Annotated in this window: 32 protein-coding genes; 29 read left to right on the top strand and 3 right to left on the bottom strand. The window is 55.7% G+C overall.

The window, feature by feature from the left end; translation table 11 throughout:
* Positions 1–364: 364 nt before the first annotated feature.
* From rpsJ to D4A39_RS16210, 29 genes are all read left to right on the top strand, one after another.
* On the top strand, positions 365–676 hold the full coding sequence (gene rpsJ, locus D4A39_RS16350; RefSeq protein ID WP_022986497.1) for a 30S ribosomal protein S10: 312 nt from the start codon (positions 365–367) through the stop codon (positions 674–676).
* Between the two features lie 45 nt (positions 677–721).
* Complete coding sequence (rplC, locus tag D4A39_RS16345) at positions 722–1,357, top strand: 50S ribosomal protein L3 (protein ID WP_022986496.1); 636 nt, start codon at positions 722–724, stop codon at positions 1,355–1,357.
* 14 nt (positions 1,358–1,371) lie between these two features.
* The gene (gene rplD, locus D4A39_RS16340) at positions 1,372–1,974 is read left to right on the top strand and encodes a 50S ribosomal protein L4 (protein ID WP_022986495.1); all 603 of its coding nucleotides are present in this window, start codon (positions 1,372–1,374) and stop codon (positions 1,972–1,974) included.
* Positions 1,971–2,267, top strand: coding sequence for a 50S ribosomal protein L23 (rplW, locus tag D4A39_RS16335; protein ID WP_022986494.1), 297 nt, complete (start codon positions 1,971–1,973; stop codon positions 2,265–2,267). Before rplD ends, rplW begins: the two co-directional genes overlap by 4 nt.
* Positions 2,268–2,285: 18 nt before the next feature.
* The gene (gene rplB / locus D4A39_RS16330; protein ID WP_022986493.1) at positions 2,286–3,110 is read left to right on the top strand and encodes a 50S ribosomal protein L2; all 825 of its coding nucleotides are present in this window, start codon (positions 2,286–2,288) and stop codon (positions 3,108–3,110) included.
* A gap of 22 nt (positions 3,111–3,132) precedes the next feature.
* On the top strand, positions 3,133–3,408 hold the full coding sequence (rpsS, locus tag D4A39_RS16325; RefSeq protein WP_022986492.1) for a 30S ribosomal protein S19: 276 nt from the start codon (positions 3,133–3,135) through the stop codon (positions 3,406–3,408).
* Between the two features lie 10 nt (positions 3,409–3,418).
* The gene (rplV, locus tag D4A39_RS16320; RefSeq protein ID WP_022986491.1) at positions 3,419–3,763 is read left to right on the top strand and encodes a 50S ribosomal protein L22; all 345 of its coding nucleotides are present in this window, start codon (positions 3,419–3,421) and stop codon (positions 3,761–3,763) included.
* A 4-nt stretch (positions 3,764–3,767) separates the two neighbouring features.
* Positions 3,768–4,466: a 30S ribosomal protein S3 gene (gene rpsC, locus D4A39_RS16315; protein ID WP_022986490.1), complete on the top strand. Its 699-nt coding sequence runs from the start codon at positions 3,768–3,770 to the stop codon at positions 4,464–4,466.
* A 13-nt stretch (positions 4,467–4,479) separates the two neighbouring features.
* On the top strand, positions 4,480–4,893 hold the full coding sequence (rplP, locus tag D4A39_RS16310; RefSeq protein WP_022986489.1) for a 50S ribosomal protein L16: 414 nt from the start codon (positions 4,480–4,482) through the stop codon (positions 4,891–4,893).
* 3 nt (positions 4,894–4,896) lie between these two features.
* A complete protein-coding gene (rpmC, locus tag D4A39_RS16305; protein ID WP_022986488.1) occupies positions 4,897–5,088 on the top strand; it encodes a 50S ribosomal protein L29 in 192 nt (63 codons plus the stop codon).
* A gap of 2 nt (positions 5,089–5,090) precedes the next feature.
* Complete coding sequence (gene rpsQ / locus D4A39_RS16300) at positions 5,091–5,354, top strand: 30S ribosomal protein S17 (protein ID WP_022986487.1); 264 nt, start codon at positions 5,091–5,093, stop codon at positions 5,352–5,354.
* Positions 5,355–5,404: 50 nt separating this feature from the next.
* Entirely contained in the window at positions 5,405–5,773 is a 369-nt protein-coding gene (gene rplN / locus D4A39_RS16295) for a 50S ribosomal protein L14 (protein WP_022986486.1), read from the top strand.
* A 15-nt stretch (positions 5,774–5,788) separates the two neighbouring features.
* The gene (rplX, locus tag D4A39_RS16290) at positions 5,789–6,097 is read left to right on the top strand and encodes a 50S ribosomal protein L24 (protein ID WP_022986485.1); all 309 of its coding nucleotides are present in this window, start codon (positions 5,789–5,791) and stop codon (positions 6,095–6,097) included.
* Positions 6,098–6,110: 13 nt separating this feature from the next.
* Complete coding sequence (rplE, locus tag D4A39_RS16285; RefSeq protein ID WP_022986484.1) at positions 6,111–6,650, top strand: 50S ribosomal protein L5; 540 nt, start codon at positions 6,111–6,113, stop codon at positions 6,648–6,650.
* A gap of 11 nt (positions 6,651–6,661) precedes the next feature.
* Complete coding sequence (gene rpsN / locus D4A39_RS16280; protein ID WP_022986483.1) at positions 6,662–6,967, top strand: 30S ribosomal protein S14; 306 nt, start codon at positions 6,662–6,664, stop codon at positions 6,965–6,967.
* A 31-nt stretch (positions 6,968–6,998) separates the two neighbouring features.
* Positions 6,999–7,391 (top strand): 30S ribosomal protein S8, encoded by a 393-nt coding sequence (gene rpsH / locus D4A39_RS16275; RefSeq protein ID WP_022986482.1) that lies wholly within the window; start codon positions 6,999–7,001, stop codon positions 7,389–7,391.
* A 31-nt stretch (positions 7,392–7,422) separates the two neighbouring features.
* Complete coding sequence (rplF, locus tag D4A39_RS16270; protein WP_022986481.1) at positions 7,423–7,956, top strand: 50S ribosomal protein L6; 534 nt, start codon at positions 7,423–7,425, stop codon at positions 7,954–7,956.
* A gap of 17 nt (positions 7,957–7,973) precedes the next feature.
* Positions 7,974–8,324 (top strand): 50S ribosomal protein L18, encoded by a 351-nt coding sequence (rplR, locus tag D4A39_RS16265; protein WP_022986480.1) that lies wholly within the window; start codon positions 7,974–7,976, stop codon positions 8,322–8,324.
* Positions 8,325–8,336: 12 nt separating this feature from the next.
* Positions 8,337–8,834, top strand: coding sequence for a 30S ribosomal protein S5 (rpsE, locus tag D4A39_RS16260; protein ID WP_022986479.1), 498 nt, complete (start codon positions 8,337–8,339; stop codon positions 8,832–8,834).
* A gap of 23 nt (positions 8,835–8,857) precedes the next feature.
* The gene (gene rpmD, locus D4A39_RS16255; RefSeq protein ID WP_022986478.1) at positions 8,858–9,040 is read left to right on the top strand and encodes a 50S ribosomal protein L30; all 183 of its coding nucleotides are present in this window, start codon (positions 8,858–8,860) and stop codon (positions 9,038–9,040) included.
* Positions 9,041–9,043: 3 nt separating this feature from the next.
* Positions 9,044–9,478, top strand: a complete 435-nt coding sequence (gene rplO, locus D4A39_RS16250; protein WP_022986477.1) for a 50S ribosomal protein L15 — start codon at positions 9,044–9,046, stop codon at positions 9,476–9,478.
* 11 nt (positions 9,479–9,489) lie between these two features.
* A complete protein-coding gene (secY, locus tag D4A39_RS16245) occupies positions 9,490–10,872 on the top strand; it encodes a preprotein translocase subunit SecY (RefSeq protein WP_022986476.1) in 1,383 nt (460 codons plus the stop codon).
* Between the two features lie 17 nt (positions 10,873–10,889).
* Positions 10,890–11,006: a 50S ribosomal protein L36 gene (gene rpmJ, locus D4A39_RS16240; protein WP_008928865.1), complete on the top strand. Its 117-nt coding sequence runs from the start codon at positions 10,890–10,892 to the stop codon at positions 11,004–11,006.
* Between the two features lie 115 nt (positions 11,007–11,121).
* A complete protein-coding gene (rpsM, locus tag D4A39_RS16235; protein WP_022986475.1) occupies positions 11,122–11,478 on the top strand; it encodes a 30S ribosomal protein S13 in 357 nt (118 codons plus the stop codon).
* A 35-nt stretch (positions 11,479–11,513) separates the two neighbouring features.
* A complete protein-coding gene (gene rpsK / locus D4A39_RS16230) occupies positions 11,514–11,912 on the top strand; it encodes a 30S ribosomal protein S11 (RefSeq protein ID WP_022986474.1) in 399 nt (132 codons plus the stop codon).
* Positions 11,913–11,928: 16 nt separating this feature from the next.
* Positions 11,929–12,555, top strand: a complete 627-nt coding sequence (rpsD, locus tag D4A39_RS16225) for a 30S ribosomal protein S4 (RefSeq protein WP_022986473.1) — start codon at positions 11,929–11,931, stop codon at positions 12,553–12,555.
* 20 nt (positions 12,556–12,575) lie between these two features.
* Complete coding sequence (locus tag D4A39_RS16220) at positions 12,576–13,583, top strand: DNA-directed RNA polymerase subunit alpha (protein ID WP_022986472.1); 1,008 nt, start codon at positions 12,576–12,578, stop codon at positions 13,581–13,583.
* A 50-nt stretch (positions 13,584–13,633) separates the two neighbouring features.
* Positions 13,634–14,017, top strand: a complete 384-nt coding sequence (rplQ, locus tag D4A39_RS16215) for a 50S ribosomal protein L17 (protein WP_022986471.1) — start codon at positions 13,634–13,636, stop codon at positions 14,015–14,017.
* 127 nt (positions 14,018–14,144) lie between these two features.
* Positions 14,145–14,480 (top strand): DOPA 4,5-dioxygenase family protein, encoded by a 336-nt coding sequence (locus D4A39_RS16210; RefSeq protein ID WP_022986470.1) that lies wholly within the window; start codon positions 14,145–14,147, stop codon positions 14,478–14,480.
* A gap of 75 nt (positions 14,481–14,555) precedes the next feature.
* Here D4A39_RS16210 and D4A39_RS16205 read toward each other — a convergent pair whose 3' ends face one another.
* The 3 genes from D4A39_RS16205 to D4A39_RS16195 all read right to left on the bottom strand — a co-directional run bounded on the left by D4A39_RS16205 (position 14,556) and on the right by D4A39_RS16195 (position 17,272).
* Positions 14,556–14,948 (bottom strand): hypothetical protein, encoded by a 393-nt coding sequence (locus tag D4A39_RS16205; RefSeq protein ID WP_119918557.1) that lies wholly within the window; start codon positions 14,946–14,948, stop codon positions 14,556–14,558.
* A gap of 144 nt (positions 14,949–15,092) precedes the next feature.
* Positions 15,093–16,358, bottom strand: a complete 1,266-nt coding sequence (locus tag D4A39_RS16200; protein ID WP_119918556.1) for a glycerophosphodiester phosphodiesterase family protein — start codon at positions 16,356–16,358, stop codon at positions 15,093–15,095.
* A gap of 113 nt (positions 16,359–16,471) precedes the next feature.
* Positions 16,472–17,272 carry a hypothetical protein gene (locus D4A39_RS16195; protein ID WP_102791611.1) on the bottom strand — a complete coding sequence of 267 codons (801 nt, stop codon included), beginning with the start codon at positions 17,270–17,272 and terminating at the stop codon, positions 16,472–16,474.
* Between the last annotated feature and the right edge of the window lie 2 nt (positions 17,273–17,274).

The following is a 17,274-nucleotide window of genomic DNA, read 5'->3' as shown; positions in this document are numbered from 1 at the left end:
AGGGGTGGCGCGGAATCAGGCCGTCCAAGCCTGTGTAATTAAAAATGCGCCGCTGGGAGAGACGGGGAAAGAGGTCATGGGCAGGTTTTACGAAAATCCGCTCTTATGGGTGATTTGGTAACACCTCGGTAGGATTAGTTGGGCGGTGTTCTCGCACGCCCTGCGGCTAATCCACAGATAAATTCAAAATACCCCTTGCAATCACCCCGCTGGCTGACTAATATTCGCGCCCTGCCTTCGGGCAGAACCAACCGGGGCATTGTTCCCGGGCTTGTTTTGACACCACTTACCTATCCGTTGGGGCGGGTTAGTGGGCTTTTTGCCATATAAATTATGGTTCGAAACAGTCTGGAGTTTGTTAGCTATGGCTAACCAAAGAATCCGCATCCGACTCAAGGCCTTTGATCATCGTCTGATTGATCAGTCCGCCCAAGAGATCGTGGATACGGCCAAACGGACAGGCGCGCAGGTAACGGGTCCAATTCCGCTGCCGACGCGTAAAGAGCGTTTTACTGTGCTGATCTCTCCGCACGTAAACAAAGATGCGCGAGATCAGTATGAGATCCGCACTCACAAGCGTCTGGTCGACATCGTCGAGCCTACGGATAAAACCGTGGATGCTCTGATGAAGCTTGATCTGGCTGCTGGTGTGGATGTGCAGATCAGCCTGGGTTAACAACGGGCGGGCTAATAACCGCGACAGGTTGTGAAGAGGTAAACAATGGCGATTGGTGTGATCGGTCGGAAATGTGGCATGACTCGGGTCTTCACTGAAGAAGGTGTCAGTGTTCCCGTGACTGTCATCGAAGTGACCCCAAATCGGGTTGCTCAGCTCAAGACCGAAGAATCAGATGGCTATCAGGCCGTGCAGGTAACGGTGGGTGAGCGCCGTGCCAGCCGTGTGACGAAGGCTCAGGCCGGTCACTTTTCAAAGGCTGGTGTAGAAGCAGGTCGTGGCGTTTGGGAATTCCGTGCTGAGGCAGGTGAGCTGCAGCCGGGCTCCGAAGTGACCGTAGAAGGTTTTGAGGCGGGTCAGTTGATCGATGTGACTGGCACCTCCAAGGGTAAGGGTTTTGCTGGTGCCGTTAAGCGCTGGAATTTCCGTACCCAGGACGCCACCCACGGTAACTCTTTGTCCCATCGTGCTCCGGGTTCAATTGGTCAGAACCAGACCCCGGGTCGCGTATTCAAGGGCAAGAAGATGGCCGGCCATCTGGGTGCTGAGCGCGTCACCGTCCAAAATTTGGAAGTGGTTCGCGTAGACGCTGAGAAGAATCTGTTGCTGGTTAAAGGTGCGGTCCCCGGTGCTACCGGTGGTGATGTGATCGTGCGTCTGGCAGTGAAGGCGAAGGCCTGAAAGAGGAATAGAGGATGAATCTCAATACTGCCTCTGGAGGTACCGTTACCGTTTCCGAAGTCGCCTTCGGCAAGGACTTTAACGAGCCTCTGGTTCATCAGGTTGTTACTGCGTTTCTGGCTGGTGCCCGTCAGGGTTCCAAGGCTCAGAAAAACCGTTCGGAAGTGAGTGGCGGTGGTCGCAAGCCATGGCGTCAGAAGGGCACTGGTCGTGCTCGTGCTGGTACCATTCGTAGCCCGATCTGGCGTGGCGGCGGCAAAACCTTTGCTGCTACCAACCGTGACCATTCCCAGAAGGTGAACCGCAAAATGTATCGTGGCGCGCTGCAGTGCATCGTGTCCGAGCTGGTTCGCCAGGAGCGTCTGGTTGTTGTTGACGAGTTCACTGTTGACGCACCGAAGACCAAGGCTGTTGCTGCCAAGCTGAAAGACTTGCAGCTGAGCAACGTCCTGATCGTGACTGACAGCGTGGATGAGAACCTGTATCTGGGTTCCCGCAATCTGCCGAAGGTAGATGTGCGTGACGCTCAAGGCGTTGATCCTGTCAGCCTGATCGCTTTTGAGAAGGTGCTGATTACTGTGCCGGCTCTGAAGAAGCTTGAGGAGGCACTGGCATGAATCAAGAGCGTATCCTGACTGTGCTGCGCGCTCCGCACGTTTCCGAAAAAGCGACAGTTGCAGCTGACGAAAACGGTACCTTTGTATTCAAGGTTGCCAAAGATGCGAACAAGCTGGAAATCAAGAAAGCTGTTGAGGCTCTCTTCGAAGTGAAGGTTAAGTCTGTTCGTACCGCCAATGTGAAAGGCAAGTCCAAATTCTTCGGTCGCGTCGCTGGCAAGCGTGCGGACTGGAAGAAGGCCTATGTTTCCCTCGAGGAAGGCCAGGACATTGACTTCCTGGGCGCAGAGTAAGGAAGGGAGTAAGGAATAATGGCGATTGTAAAGTGCAAGCCGACTTCTCCGGGCCGCCGCTTTGTAGTCAAGGTGGTCAACGAAGATCTGCACAAAGGTGCTCCCTACGCGCCTCTGGTAGAAGCCAAGAGCAAGAACGGTGGTCGTAACAATAATGGCCGCATCACCACCCGTCATAAAGGCGGCGGTCACAAGCAGAAGTATCGTGTGATCGACTTCCGTCGTAACAAGGACGGCGTGGTTGGTGTTATCGAGCGTCTGGAATATGACCCGAACCGTTCCGCGCACATTGCCCTGGTCAAGTACCTGGACGGTGAGCGTCGTTATATTCTGGCTCCCAAGGGCCTGAAGGCAGAAGATCGTGTCCAGTCCGGCGAAGATGCGCCGATCAAGGTGGGCAACGCGCTTCCGCTGCGTAATATTCCGCTGGGTTCCACGGTTCACAACGTGGAAATGAAGCCTGGCAAGGGTGGTCAAATCGCTCGTTCTGCCGGTACCTCCGCGCAGGTGCTTGCGAAGGATGGTCAGTATGTGACTCTGCGTCTACGCTCCGGCGAAATGCGCAAGGTTCATACCGACTGCAAGGCTACCTTGGGTGAAGTGTCCAACAGTGAGCACAGCTTGCGCTCACTGGGTAAAGCGGGCGCCAAGCGCTGGCGGGGTGTGCGTCCCACTGTACGTGGTGTGGCGATGAACCCGGTAGACCATCCGCATGGTGGTGGTGAAGGGCGTACTTCTGGTGGTCGTCATCCGGTTACCCCCTGGGGTGTGCCGACCAAGGGCCACAAGACCCGTACAAACAAGCGCACCTCCAAGATGATTGTGCGCGACCGTCGTAAGTAAGGGATAAAGAGAGGTTCAGGCTGTGCCACGTTCACTCAAAAAAGGTCCTTTTGTGGATCACCACCTGCTAAGCAAGGTGGAAGATGCGGTGGAAGCCGGCTCCCGTAAGCCGATTAAAACCTGGTCCCGTCGCTCCATGATTATTCCGGAGATGGTGGGTCTGACGATTGCTGTCCACAACGGCAAACAGCATGTGCCGGTTATTGTTTCCGAGCATATGGTAGGCCACAAGCTGGGCGAGTTCGCCCTGACCCGCAACTATCGCGGGCATGTCGTGGACAAGAAGGCTAAGCGATAAGGTGACAGCCATGGCTACTGAAGTTGCAGCCCGTCTGCGCGGTGCAAGAATTTCGGCTCAGAAAGCCCGCCTCGTAGCGGACCAGGTCCGAGGCCTGGAAGTCGAGAAGGCGCTGAATCTTCTGGAATTCAGCCCCAAGAAGGCGGCAAAAATCGTTAAGAAAGTGCTGGAGTCCGCAATTGCCAACGCGGAAAACAACGACGGCGCTGACGTTGACGAGCTGAAGGTATCCACAATTTTTGTGGACGAAGGCATGACCATGAAGCGTATCCGTCCGCGGGCCAAAGGCCGCGCAGACCGGATCCTCAAGCGTACTTGCCACATTACTGTGAAAGTCTCGGAAGGTCAGGAGTAACCAGATGGGTCAGAAAGTTCATCCGGTCGGTATTCGCCTTGGCATTGTTAAAGAGCATAACTCGCTCTGGTATGCCGGACCGAAGTCTTATTCAGACTGCCTGGTTACCGACCTGCAGGTTCGTGAGTTCCTGTTCAAGCGTCTGAAGAATGCGTCTGTAAGCCGCATCAAGATTGAGCGTCCGTCCGAAAACGTTCGCATCACGATTTCTACCGCACGTCCGGGTATCGTGATCGGCAAGAAAGGCGAAGATGTCGAGCGCCTGCGTCGCGATGTCGCTGCCAAGATGGGTGTGCCTGTGCACATCAACATCGAGGAAGTGCGCAAGCCCGACCTGGATGCCCGTCTGGTAGGCGATAATATCGCAGGTCAGCTGGAGCGTCGTGTGATGTTCCGTCGCGCCATGAAGCGTGCCGTGCAGAACGCCATGAAGGCGGGTGCAGAAGGTATCAAGGTGCAGCTGTCTGGTCGTCTGGGTGGTGCTGAAATCGCACGTACCGAATGGTACCGCGAAGGCCGTGTGCCACTGCACACCCTGCGTGCCGATATCGATTACGCAGAAGTACGTGCTGAAACCACCTACGGCACCATTGGTGTGAAGGTGTGGATCTTCCGCGGCGAAGTGCTTGGTGGCATGGAGCAGGTTCAGCAGGAAGAGCAGCAGAAGCAGTCCAAGGGCGCCAAAAAGCGCGGCCGCGGTTAAAGGGTAACGAACGATGTTGCAGCCGAAGCGTACCAAATTCCGGAAAGTGATGAAGGGCCGTAACCGCGGCCTGGCACAGCGGGGCAGCAAGGTGTCTTTCGGCACCATTGGCCTGCAGGCAACCGGTCGTGGCCGCATTACCGCGCGCCAGATCGAAGCCGCTCGTCGTGCTATGACCCGTCACATTAAACGTGGCGGTAAAATCTGGATCCGGGTTTTCCCGGACAAGCCGATCACCCAGAAGCCGCTGGAAGTGCGGATGGGTAAAGGTAAAGGTTCTGTAGAGTACTGGGTTGCCCAGATTCAACCGGGCAAGATGCTCTACGAAATGGAAGGTGTTTCTGAGGACGTTGCGCGTGAAGCGTTCCGTCTGGCCGCGGCCAAGCTGCCGGTAAGCACCCGTGTCGTAACTCGGACGGTGATGTAAGCCATGAAAGCGAGCGAGCTGAGAGAAAAGAGTGTTGAAGAGCTGCAGCAGGAGCAGATCAATCTGCTTGAGCAGCAGTTCAAGCTGCGCATGAAGTCTGCTTCCGGCCAGCTTTCCAAAACCCACGAGCTTGGGACGGTTCGCCGTAACATTGCGCGCGTTAAGACCATTCTGAGAGAGAAGCAGGGTAACTAGTCATGGCAGAGGCAAAAATGCGCCGGACCGCTACCGGCAAGGTGATCTCCAACAAGGGTGAAAAAACTATCACTGTGTTGGTAGAGCGCCGGGTTCAGCACCCGATTTACGGCAAGATCATCAAGCGTTCCACGAAGCTGATGGCGCACGATGAACAGAACCAGTGTAACGAAGGTGACCTGGTTACCATCGAAGAATGCCGGCCGATGTCCAAGCGTAAAACCTGGACGCTGGTAAATGTAGTTGAACAGGCCAACAAGGCCTGACGGACCGTTGCTGTGGCTGCCTGTAAAGGCAGAGTTGGAGAGAGTTAGCGATGATTCAGACCGAAAGCATGCTCGAAGTAGCCGATAACAGCGGCGCTCGTCGAGTACAGTGCATCAAAGTGCTGGGTGGTTCTCACCGCCGCTATGCAGGCATTGGTGACATCATCAAGGTCACAGTGAAGGAAGCAATTCCGCGCGGCCGTGTTAAGAAAGGTGATGTAATGACCGCAGTGGTAGTGCGTACCCGTAAAGGTGTGCGTCGCCCGGATGGTTCTTTGATTCGTTTCGACGAAAATGCCGCGGTGTTGTTGAACAACAACAAAGCACCGATTGGTACCCGGATCTTCGGCCCGGTAACGCGCGAGCTGCGTACCGAGCAATTTATGAAGATCATCTCCCTGGCACCTGAAGTTCTGTAAAGGCGGGTGAAGGTAATGCTTAAGATCAAGCGTGATGACGAAGTCATCGTAATCGCGGGCAAGGACAAAGGTAAGCGCGGCACCGTTCAGCAAGTGCAGGACAATGGTCGCGTAATCGTTGGCGGCGTTAACATGGTGAAAAAGCATGTTAAGGCCAACCCGAACCGCGGTACTCAAGGCGGCATCGTAGAACAGGAAGCAGCTCTGCATGCCTCCAACGTTGCCATCTGGAACCCCAAGACCCAGAAAGCGGATCGTGTGGGATTCCGTTTTGAAGACGGCAAAAAAGTGCGTTTCTTCAAGTCCAACGGCGAAGCGCTGTAGGTTTAGGTGACCCATGAGTGATCTGAAAAAGATTTATCAAGACGAGATCGTAGCCAAGCTGAAAGAAGAGCTGGGCCTCGATAACATCATGGAAGTGCCGAAGATCACCAAGATCACCCTGAACATGGGTGTTGGTGAAGCTTCTGCTGACCGTAAGGCAATGGACGGTGCTGTCGCTGACATGACCGCCATTTCCGGTCAGAAGCCCCTGGTAACCAAGGCTCGTAAGTCTGTTGCCGGCTTCAAGATCCGTGAAGGTTGGCCGATTGGTTGCAAGGTGACCCTGCGCAACGATCGTATGTATGAGTTCCTGGAGCGCCTGGTTTCCATCGCGATTCCGCGTATTCGTGACTTTCGTGGTCTGAATGCCAAGTCTTTCGATGGTCGTGGTAACTACTCCATGGGTCTGCGTGAGCAGATCGTGTTCCCGGAAATCGATTTCGACAAGGTCGACAAGCTGCGTGGTCTGGATATTACCATCACCACTACAGCCAAAAATGACGACCATGCACGGGCGCTGCTGCGCGCCTTCAACTTCCCGCTGAAGGGCTAAGAGGATTTATCATGGCTAAAGAATCCATGAAAAACCGGGAAGCAAAACGCGCCAAGTTGGTAAAGCGTTTTGCCGCCAAGCGTGCAGCGCTTAAGGCGATCATCCAGGATCCCAATGCAGAACCTGAAGCAAAGTGGGATGCACAGCTTCAGCTGCAGAAGATGCCGCGCGATTCTTCCCCGGTTCGTCAGCGTAACCGCTGTCGTCTGACCGGTCGTCCGCACGGTTACTACCGCAAGTTCGGCCTCAGCCGGATCAAGCTGCGTGAAGCAGCAATGCGCGGTGATGTTCCCGGTCTGGTTAAGTCCAGCTGGTAAGCCAAGAGTTAGGTAGCGGAGCGATTGCGGCATGAGCATGCAAGATACCCTGGCGGATATGTTTACCCGTATCCGTAACGCCCAGATGGCCAAGAAAGTACAGGTTGAGATTCCTGCCTCCAAGGCAAAGGAAGCGATTGCCAAAGTACTTCTGGACGAGGGCTACATTGCTGGTTACAAGGTCAGCGATGAGAAGAAGCCGGTATTGACGGTTGATCTGAAGTATTTCGAAGGCAAGGCGGTGATCGAGAAGATCGCACGTGTAAGCCGTCCCGGTCTGCGTGTTTACAAGAGCGCAGGCGAGATCCCTAAGGTTAAGGGCGGCCTGGGCGTGATGATCGTATCCACCAACCAGGGCATTATTTCTGACCGCGCAGCACGCAAAGCCAATGTTGGTGGCGAGCTGATCTGCGAAGTGTCCTAACAGAAGCGGCGTAGACGGGTTAGGTGCAGCAATGTCTAGAGTAGCAAAAAGTCCGGTAAATCTGCCGAGCGGCGTCGAGTTTAAGGTCGATGGCCAGCAAGTTACCGTAAAAGGTGGCAAAGGCAGCCTGGAGCATGAAGTTCACGAGCTGGTAGCCGTGTCTCTGGAAGAGGGTGTGGTTTCTGTGAAGCCTCACGATGAATCCCAGAAGGCGTGGGCCCTGGCCGGGACTACCCGTGCTCTGTTGAATAACATGGTGACTGGTGTGTCCGAAGGCTTTGAGCGTAAGCTCCAGCTGCTCGGCGTTGGTTACCGCGCACAGGCGCAGGGTAAGGTCCTTAACCTGACTCTCGGCTTCTCTCATCCGGTTGCTTACGAGCTGCCTGAAGGGATTACTGTCGAAACCCCGAGCCAGACAGAGATCGTTATCAAGGGCGTTGACAAGCAGCTGGTAGGTCAGGTTGCCGCCAACGTTCGGGCCTTCCGTCCGCCGGAGCCCTACAAGGGCAAAGGGGTGCGCTATGCTGATGAGCAAGTGCGCCGTAAGGAAGCCAAGAAGAAATAATCGTTGAGATTAATGCCATGAAAGACAAAAAAGTTGCACGTCTGCGCAGGGCAAAACGTACTCGTCTTAAGATTCGTGAACTGGGCGAAGTTCGTCTCTGCGTTAATCGTACTCCGCGTCATATCTATGCGCAGGTAATCTCTGCGAACGGCGGCCAGGTTCTGGCCTCCGCTAGCACTGTAGAGAAAGATCTGCGTGCTGAAGCAACCGGTAACACTGACGCAGCGGCCAAAGTTGGCCAGCTGATTGCTCAGCGTGCCAAGGAAGCGGGCATTGAGCGCGTTGCCTTTGACCGTTCCGGTTTTAAATATCACGGTCGCGTAAAGGCGCTGGCTGACGCCGCGCGTGAAAACGGGCTTGAATTCTAAGGGTGCTTGGTTATGGCGAAAGTTGATCCCAACGAAGGTCTGCAGGAAAAGCTGGTTCAGGTAAACCGGGTTGCTAAGGTTGTGAAAGGCGGCCGTATCTTCGGTTTTACCGCTCTGACCGTAGTGGGTGACGGCAAGGGTAAAGTTGGCTTCGGTCGTGGCAAGGCCCGTGAAGTGCCTGCCGCTATCCAGAAAGCCCTGGAAGCTGCCCGCCGCAACATGATTCAGGTGGAGCTGAATGGCACCACCATCCAGCACCCCATGAAGGCCCGTCACGGTGCCTCCAAGGTGTACATGCAGCCGGCCGATGAAGGTACCGGTGTGATTGCCGGCGGTGCCATGCGCGCCGTACTGGAAGTCGCAGGCGTTCAGAACGTACTGGCCAAGTGCTATGGCTCCACCAACCCGGTAAACGTGGTTCGGGCTACTTTTAACGGCCTGAAGACCATGGCTTCTCCGGAGTCAGTGGCTGCCAAGCGTGGCAAGTCCGTCGAAGACATTCTGAACTAAGCGCAGATTACGGAATCGTTACGATGGCTGAAAAGATCAAGGTAAAGCTGGTTAAGAGCACCAACGGCCGGCTGGAAAAGCACAAGGCCTGTGTGCGTGGTCTCGGTCTGCGCCGCATCGGCCACACCGTGGAAGTTGAAGATACCCCGGCGGTACGCGGCATGATCAACAAGGTCGCGTACATGGTACAGGTAGAGGGAGAATAAGTGATGCGTCTGAATGATCTGCATCCTGCTGAAGGTTCCCGCCCGGACGGCAAGCGCGTCGGTCGCGGTATCGGTTCTGGCCTGGGCAAGACTGGTGGTCGTGGCCACAAAGGTCAGAAGTCTCGTTCTGGCGGTACCGTGAAGCCCGGTTTCGAGGGTGGTCAAATGCCGCTGCAGCGTCGTGTGCCGAAGTTTGGCTTCACGTCCAAGCTGGCTATGGGCACTGCTGAAGTCCGTCTGGCTGAGCTGGCTAAGGTGGAAGGCGACGTGATCGACCTGGCTGCTCTCAAGGCTGCCAATGTTGTGCGCCGCGATATGAAGCGCGCCAAGATTGTTCTTTCTGGCGAAATTAATCGCGCCGTTACCGTTCGTGGTGTTGCCATTACCAAAGGCGCCCGTGAAGCGGTTGAAAAGGCTGGCGGCAAAGTCGAAGAATAAGGCGACGCTCTATGGCGAAGAATCGCGCTCAGACATTGAATGGTGGCGCGCCGAAAGTAGACAGCAACGCGATGCGTGAGCTGTGGCGGCGAATCGGTTTTCTGTTGGGCGCCCTGGTGGTGTTCCGTATCGGGGCACACATCCCGGTACCGGGCATGAACCCGGAAGCGTTGCAACAGATGTTCAACAATAACCGGGACACCATTCTTGGCCTGTTTAACATGTTCTCCGGGGGGTCCCTGGAGCGCATGAGTATATTTGCTTTGGGCATCATGCCCTATATTACCGCCAGCATCGTGATTCAGCTGATGACGGCGGTGGTCCCGACCCTGGAGCAGCTCCGTAAGGAAGGTGAACAGGGACGGCGCAAGATTACCCAGTACACGCGTTATCTGACCGTGGCATTGGGTGCAATTCAGTCCTTCGGGGTCTGTGCCGGCTTGAAAAGCCAGGGCATCACGTTGCTGCCAGAAGCGGCCACTACCATGCAGGTAGCCAGCTTCTACTTTGTAGCCGTGACCAGCCTTCTGACCGGTACCGTGTTCCTGATGTGGCTGGGTGAGCAGATTACCGAGCGCGGGGTTGGCAATGGTATTTCCATGCTGATTTTCGCCTCCATCGTGGCAGGCTTGCCCGGTGCCGTGGCCCAGACTTTTGAGTCTGCCCGGACCGGTGATTTGAGCTTGATCATGATGTTGTTTGTGTTCCTTGTGGCACTGGCCGTTATTTTCGGTGTGGTGTTTGTAGAACGGGGACAACGGCGTATTACGGTTAACTATGCGCGACGTCAGCAAGGCCGTCGAGTATATGCAGCGCAGCAGAGCCATCTGCCGCTGAAGGTGAACATGGCAGGGGTTATTCCCGCTATCTTTGCCAGCTCCATTCTGCTGTTTCCGGCGTCACTGACCCAGTGGTTCAGTGATTCCAATCCGGATTCCTGGTGGGGCCAGGCACTGCGAAGCGTGAGTGATGCTCTGTTGCCGGGGACTCCGCTGTATATTCTGCTGTTTACCCTGTCTATCGTGTTCTTTTGCTACTTTTATACAGCGCTGGTATTCAATCCGAAGGATGTCGCAGACAACCTGAAGAAATCCGGCGCCTATATTCCGGGCATCCGCCCGGGCGAGCAGTCCGCTCGCTATATCGATACCGTAATGGGCCGTCTGACCCTGATCGGTGCGGTATACATGACGCTGGTGTGCCTGTTGCCACTGGGTCTGCAAGCAGTTGCCAATGTGCCCTTTTATCTGGGTGGCACCTCTCTGCTGATCGTTGTGGTAGTAGTCATGGACTTCTGGTCGCAAGTTAATTCGCACCTGACGTCCACCCAGTACGAGAAGTTGATGAAGAAAGCCAACCTGAAAGGGTATGGCGGCACCGGACTGGTGCGTTAACGAACGAGGCGAGTGCGATGAAAGTTCAGGCTTCTGTAAAGAAGATCTGCCGTAACTGTAAAGTGATCCGTCGTAAGGGTCGCGTCATGGTGATCTGCAGTGCCGAACCCCGGCACAAGCAGCGCCAGGGTTAAGGTTCAGTCTTCTTTTAAGTGTTTGGTTGAAATTCAGTCGGCGTAGCGCTAGACTCTGCCGCCTTTCGGCGCCTGAGAGCCTGGCGCACCCGTTTTGTGAATCGGAGATATTCGGATGGCCCGTATTGCAGGCGTTAACATCCCGGAAAATAAGCACACGGTGATTTCTCTCACCTACATCTTCGGGATCGGTCGTACCCGTGCACAGCAGATCTGTGCAGCGGCCGGTATTGAGGAAACCGCCAAGGTTCGTGACCTGAGCGGTGAGCAGCTTGACGTCATTCGTGGCGAGGTTGCCAAGTTCTCAACCGAAGGTGACCTGCGCCGGGAAATCAACATGAACATCAAGCGTCTGATGGACCTGGGCTGCTTCCGCGGCATCCGCCATCGTCGCGGCCTGCCGCTTCGCGGTCAGCGCACCAAGACCAATGCTCGGACCCGTAAAGGTCCGCGTAAACCGATTCGCAAGTAAGCTGAAACGTCAGCGGCTGGATTTGGATAGGCATTATGGCTAAGTCAAAGAAAGAGAGTGGCGCACGTCGCAAGAAGGTAACGCGCAGCGTAGCGGACGGTATCGCTCACGTGCACGCTTCCTTCAACAATACCATCATTACCATCACTGATCGTCAGGGCAACGCACTGTCCTGGGCGACTTCAGGTGGTGCTGGTTTCCGTGGTTCCCGTAAAAGTACCCCGTTTGCTGCCCAGGTGGCCGCCGAAAACGCGGGTAACGCTGCCAAGGACTACGGTCTGAAGAATCTTGAAGTGCGGGTGAAGGGCCCGGGCCCGGGTCGCGAATCTTCCATTCGTGCCTTGAACGCCTGTGGTTACAAGATCACCCATATTGAGGACGTTACGCCGATTCCGCATAACGGTTGCCGTCCGCCTAAAAAGCGTCGCGTGTAACGGGAGTTAGAGCAAGATGGCAAGATACATCGGTCCCAAGTGCAAGCTTTCCCGTCGTGAAGGCACTGACTTGTACCTGAAGAGCGGTATTCGTCCGCTCGATTCCAAGTGTAAGGCTGAGCAGGCTCCTGGTCAGGCTGCGGGTGGTCGTCGCCCGGGTCGTCTGTCCGACTACGGCGTTCAGCTGCGCGAAAAGCAGAAAGTTCGTCGTACCTATGGTGTGCTGGAGAAGCAGTTCCGTAGCTACTACAAGAAGGCAGCCTCTTCCAAGGGTGCCACCGGTGAGGTGCTGCTGCAGCTCCTGGAAGGTCGTCTGGATAACGTGGTATATCGCATGGGCTTCGGTTCCACGCGCTCTGAAGCGCGTCAGCTGGTATCCCACCGTGCTATCCTGGTGAATGGCCAATCTGTCAACGTGGCCTCTTACCAGGTGAAGCCGGGTGACGTGATCAACGTTCGCGAGAAGTCCAAGAACCAGCTGCGTGTCAAAAACGCGATGGAACTGGCTCAGCAGCGTGGTTTCGTACCGTGGATCGAGGTAGACGAGAAGAAGCTGGAAGGGACGTTCAAGTCCAAGCCAGAGCGTATCGATCTGCCTGCCGAGATCAACGAAAACCTGATCGTCGAGCTGTACTCCAAGTAAGGACTGCCTGAGGGATCTCTATGACCGCCGTGAACGACTTTCTCACGCCCCGCTCGATCGCGGTCAACGCGATCAACCAGACCCACGCCAAAGTGGTTCTGGAACCGCTGGAGCGTGGTTTTGGCCACACTCTGGGGACTGCGCTGCGTCGCATCCTGATCTCCAGCATGCCCGGCTGCGCGATCACCGAAGTGGAGATCGAGGGCGTACAACACGAATACTCCTCCATCGAGGGTGTTCAGGAAGATGTGATCAACATCCTGCTGAACCTCAAGGGTGTAGCCCTGAAGATGGAAGACCGCGAAGAAGCCACTCTCGAGCTGGTCAAGAAAGGCCCGGGTGCGGTGACTGCGGATGACATTCAGCGTGATCACAGTGTTGAGATCGTCAACCCTGATCATCTGATCTGCACCATTACTGGCGACACCGAACTGCGTGTGAAGCTGAAAGTGCAGAAAGGTCGTGGTTATGAAGCGGCTGACGCTCGCCAGACCGACGAAGACGAGACCCGCGGTATTGGCCGTCTGCAGCTGGATGCCAGCTACAGCCCGGTACGTCGCGTGGCCTATGTCGTCGAAGCGGCGCGTGTTGAGCAGCGCACTGACCTGGACAAGCTGGTTATCGATCTGGAAACCGACGGTACCATTGATCCAGAAGAAGCGATTCGCCGTGCAGCAACCATCCTGCAGCAGCAAATCGCCGTCTTTGTCGACCTGGAACAGGATGCCAAGCCTGAACCGAAGCAGGAGCGTGAGGAAATTGATCCCATCCTGCTGCGTCCGGTAGATGATCTGGAACTGACAGTACGTTCCGCCAACTGCCTCAAGGCTGAAAACATCTACTACATCGGTGACCTGGTACAGCGTACCGAGGTTGAGCTTCTGAAGACCCCGAACCTGGGTAAGAAGTCTCTCACCGAAATTAAGGACGTGCTGGCCTCAAAGGGCTTGTCGCTGGGTATGCGTCTCGAAAACTGGCCGCCGGTCAGCCTTCGTGACGACGACCGGCTGAACACCAAATTGCGCTAAGTTAGTTGTTGTGGACGCTGTGAAGCGCCCCTGAACATAGGAACAGAATCATGCGTCATCGCAAAAGCGGCAGAAAACTGAATCGGAACAGCTCTCATCGTCAGGCGATGTTCCGTAACATGGCTGTGTCTCTGCTGGAGCACGGAGCGATCAAGACCACCCTGCCGAAAGCCAAAGAGCTGCGTCGTGTGGCTGAGCCGCTGATCACTCTGGCTAAGGAAGACTCTGTAGCGAACCGTCGTCTGGCTTTCAACCGCACCCGTTCCAAGGAAGTGGTTGGCAAGCTGTTCAACGAGCTGGGTCCGCGTTACAAGAGCCGTCCTGGTGGCTACGTGCGTATCCTCAAGATGGGCTTCCGTGCGGGTGACAATGCACCGATGGCCTATGTTGAGCTGGTTGACCGTCCTGAGCTGGCCGAGGGCGACGCCGAGTAAGGCTTCGCACAGGTTCTCAGGATCAAAAAAACCGGGCATATTGCCCGGTTTTTTTATGTCTGTTGTTTGGCGGGCTGCCTGTACTATGCTGTTATTGGACGCAGGCAAGGCATGACGGACAGCAGGCATGGCAATCAAAGGGTTCCACGCACACGTCTATTATGACGAAGATTCCTTCACTCAGGCGGCGGCGCTGTGTCAGGCCGCGCACCAGCATTTTGATATTCCCATGGGCCATATGCACCGCAAACCGGTGGGGCCACATCCTTGCTGGAGCTGCCAGCTGTCAGTGCCCCGTCGCCTTGCTGGCGATGTCATTCCCTGGTTAATGGCCAGCCGTAACGGGCTGACAGTCTTTATTCACGGTCTTAGCGGTGATGACCTCCGCGATCATACCGAGCTGGTCATGTGGCTCGGTGAGAGTCAGCCGCTGGACTTGAGCATCTTTCAGTTTTCTGCCTGACCGGTATGGGGAACCTCTGAATAACCCCTTGCGCTTCAGGACGCGCGAGCATGCAAGGCGTTATTCAGCGCTGCCTTAGCGCTGGGCAACAGCGCGTCCGCGATACATGAGCGTTTTGCCCGCTCGGTGTGGTTTGTCGTCCGTGTCTGTTTGTGTTGCCTGGTTACCGGCGTCTATCGGTTGCCCCCGGTATCGACGAATGGGGGTGGCTGTCTCAGGGGTGACCAGCGTGTCCTCTCCTTCCAGCTGGATCAATGCAAGCCGGATCTCGCCATACAAACGCTGCAGACCCTGAGAGCGGGTTCGCCCGGCATAATGTGCCAGTTTCTCACGCAAGTGCGGATCGGTCAGGGAGAGTGAGTCATCGAATTCTGCACGAATCAGGCGCCGGCACTGGTTGACCAGATTGACGATGTTGTACTGCATGAGCCAACGGTGATCGCTGGTGTTATCGGCAGAGGCTGTCATCACATACTCCTTGGGCTATGGAAGGCCCAGTGGTTACCTTCGATGCATACAACAAGAGACAAAGCAGAATCCGTGCCAGCGTAATAGGGGGTTATTCGTAGGCTGTTGCCCCGACTTGGGTCGGGGCAACAAAATGAGGCGCGGCTAGCGCCATCTTGGGGCGTGGCGCTGCCGCTGAAGGCAATTGGCATAGAAGGTGGTAGTGGCTGGCCAGTCAGAAAAGACGCCAATGACGCCCACTTCGCGGGCCAGCACATCAAGAAGCGTCAGCATGTCGCCGTCATTATCTATCTGTGGGCTGACACTCTGGTAGTACCAGCCACCGCCGCTGGCCAGTGGGCCAGACCGTTCCAGGGACCAGGCAATAATGTCCAGATCGGCATCCCGTGCTGCCCGGGCGTAGGGGCTGGCGACAATACGCTGATTTTTGCTGCTGACCAGCATCCAAAGTGGGGGAGCGATGATATTGACGCCATAGCCTTTCAGGGTGGCCATATCTGGCTGCCAGGTGCCAGGGTTTTGTGGGTCGAGCCCCTGGCTGTCACGTCCATCCAGATAGACAGCCTGTTTGCCGTAGTCGGGCTCTGCGTCAATCCAGTAGCGGACATCGTCAAGATTAAACGATTGAGGGTAGACATCCCTGGGGGCAACCCCGGCTTCGCGGTACTCGTCGATGAGCTGCTGGGCATAGTCCTGCTGCGAATAGTGGCCCTGCCAAGGCATTTCCACTGCCGGCGCCTTCAGCTCCGGGGTCATTTTGACGCCTAATTCCTGAAAAAGCGCGATGCTTTCCCGATGGCTCAGGAGGGTCCCGCGTTGGCGATACAGTTCTGTTCGCCAGTCGGGTGTGCCTTGCAGGTATTCGGCGACATTGGTCGCACGAGGATTGGCGCCATCCATTTTGCCCTTGAGCGTCTTGAATTGAGCAAGGGTGATGTCGCTGGTGCAGCACTGCGCTGTGGCGGGGTTGCTACCATCAAAAGGGGTGAAGGGTTGGCTGCATTGGCTGGCAAGGTCGGTTTCAAGGATATTGGTGGTCGTGTGAAGGTCGCATTGGGAGTGGCGGCACACCAGCTCCTGATCCTGGGTGAAGGCCACATCACACTCGAGAATACCGGCCCCCATACGGGCGGCGGCCCGGTAGGATTCTTCGGTATGCTCGGGAAATTGCAGCGGGGCCCCCCGGTGACCGATGGAAAAGTCATTGGGCTTCTGGGGGCGCCGTTCGGCAGCGCACGCCTGGAGCGCTTGTTTGACTGGCCCATCGTCCATGTCATTCACGAGGTAATAGGGGCGTGGGCCCAACTCCACCGTGCCTGTAGCGGGTTGGCCATGGCCGGCGCAAGCGGCGGCCGCGCCAGCCAGGCCGATAGCAGCCAGCAGTCCCTTGAGTGCCCAAATCCGTTTCATGATTAACCTCCATAGCGAGTGATGAGGGTGATCATGTCGACCGTTTATGACGTTTCGGTGGGCAGGATTATTCAGGCTGGTGACAAGCCGTGAAAATGTGATTTTCCTCTGGTTCACTGCTTGGCGAGAGCTTGTTTGCGGAGGATTTTTGCGTTGTACACAGAGCTATAGAATTCCGCGATGGTCATGCTGAGCTGTTTGGGCCTACCGTCACTAATCAGTCGCGCGGTCCAAAGTACTTTCCCGTCACTTTTCCGGATTACGGCCATATCGCTGATTGCACTGCCAAAACTGCCTGCATAACCGCTGCCTCCAGACATGGTGCTAAGGATCGCTGCTGAGGTAATCATTGTCGCTTTGGCGCCAGTTGTATGATGCCAGCCCGAAAAACGAGTGAGCAGATAACAACAACTTCCGTCTTCGTATTGTTCGAGGGGTTGAGGCAGAGAAAGGGAGTTTTGTTGCACTGGAGCTGGCAGTTCAGGTACGCCAAAGAAGGATGTCGACTCTTTTACCTGTTCCGGAGTTAAGTCGTCCGCCCAGGCGCTTGCGTAAAGTTGCGAGATGGCCTCGATGACTGGCTCATCAAGGGAGAGGGTAAGATTTTCTATTTCATAACCCTTGGCGATAAGGTCGAGCTGCTCGACTAGTAACCTCTGTCCATATCCCGGGAGCTTTGTGGTGCCGGTGACCTCACCGCTGAGTGTTCTTTCTTCCATCGCAAGATCTGGGGGCAGGATGGTCATGGTGTCAAAGGACCAGTAGTCCTGTTCGCTAATATCCTGAGCGGGAAATGTGCGCAGGCAATGGTCCGCGTAACAATTAAAATTCTCCCCCAGATTCTGAAGTCTTGAGCATGCACTGAGGAAGATAGCCAAGGTAAGAATCTTGGCTGTCCGGGCGAATAATTGCATTT

This window comes from Alcanivorax profundi (assembly GCF_003597125.1).
Taxonomy (GTDB): domain Bacteria; phylum Pseudomonadota; class Gammaproteobacteria; order Pseudomonadales; family Alcanivoracaceae; genus Alcanivorax; species Alcanivorax profundi.
The sequence above is the reverse complement of the archived record's forward strand: the minus strand, read 5'-3'. Positions and strand labels throughout refer to the sequence as shown.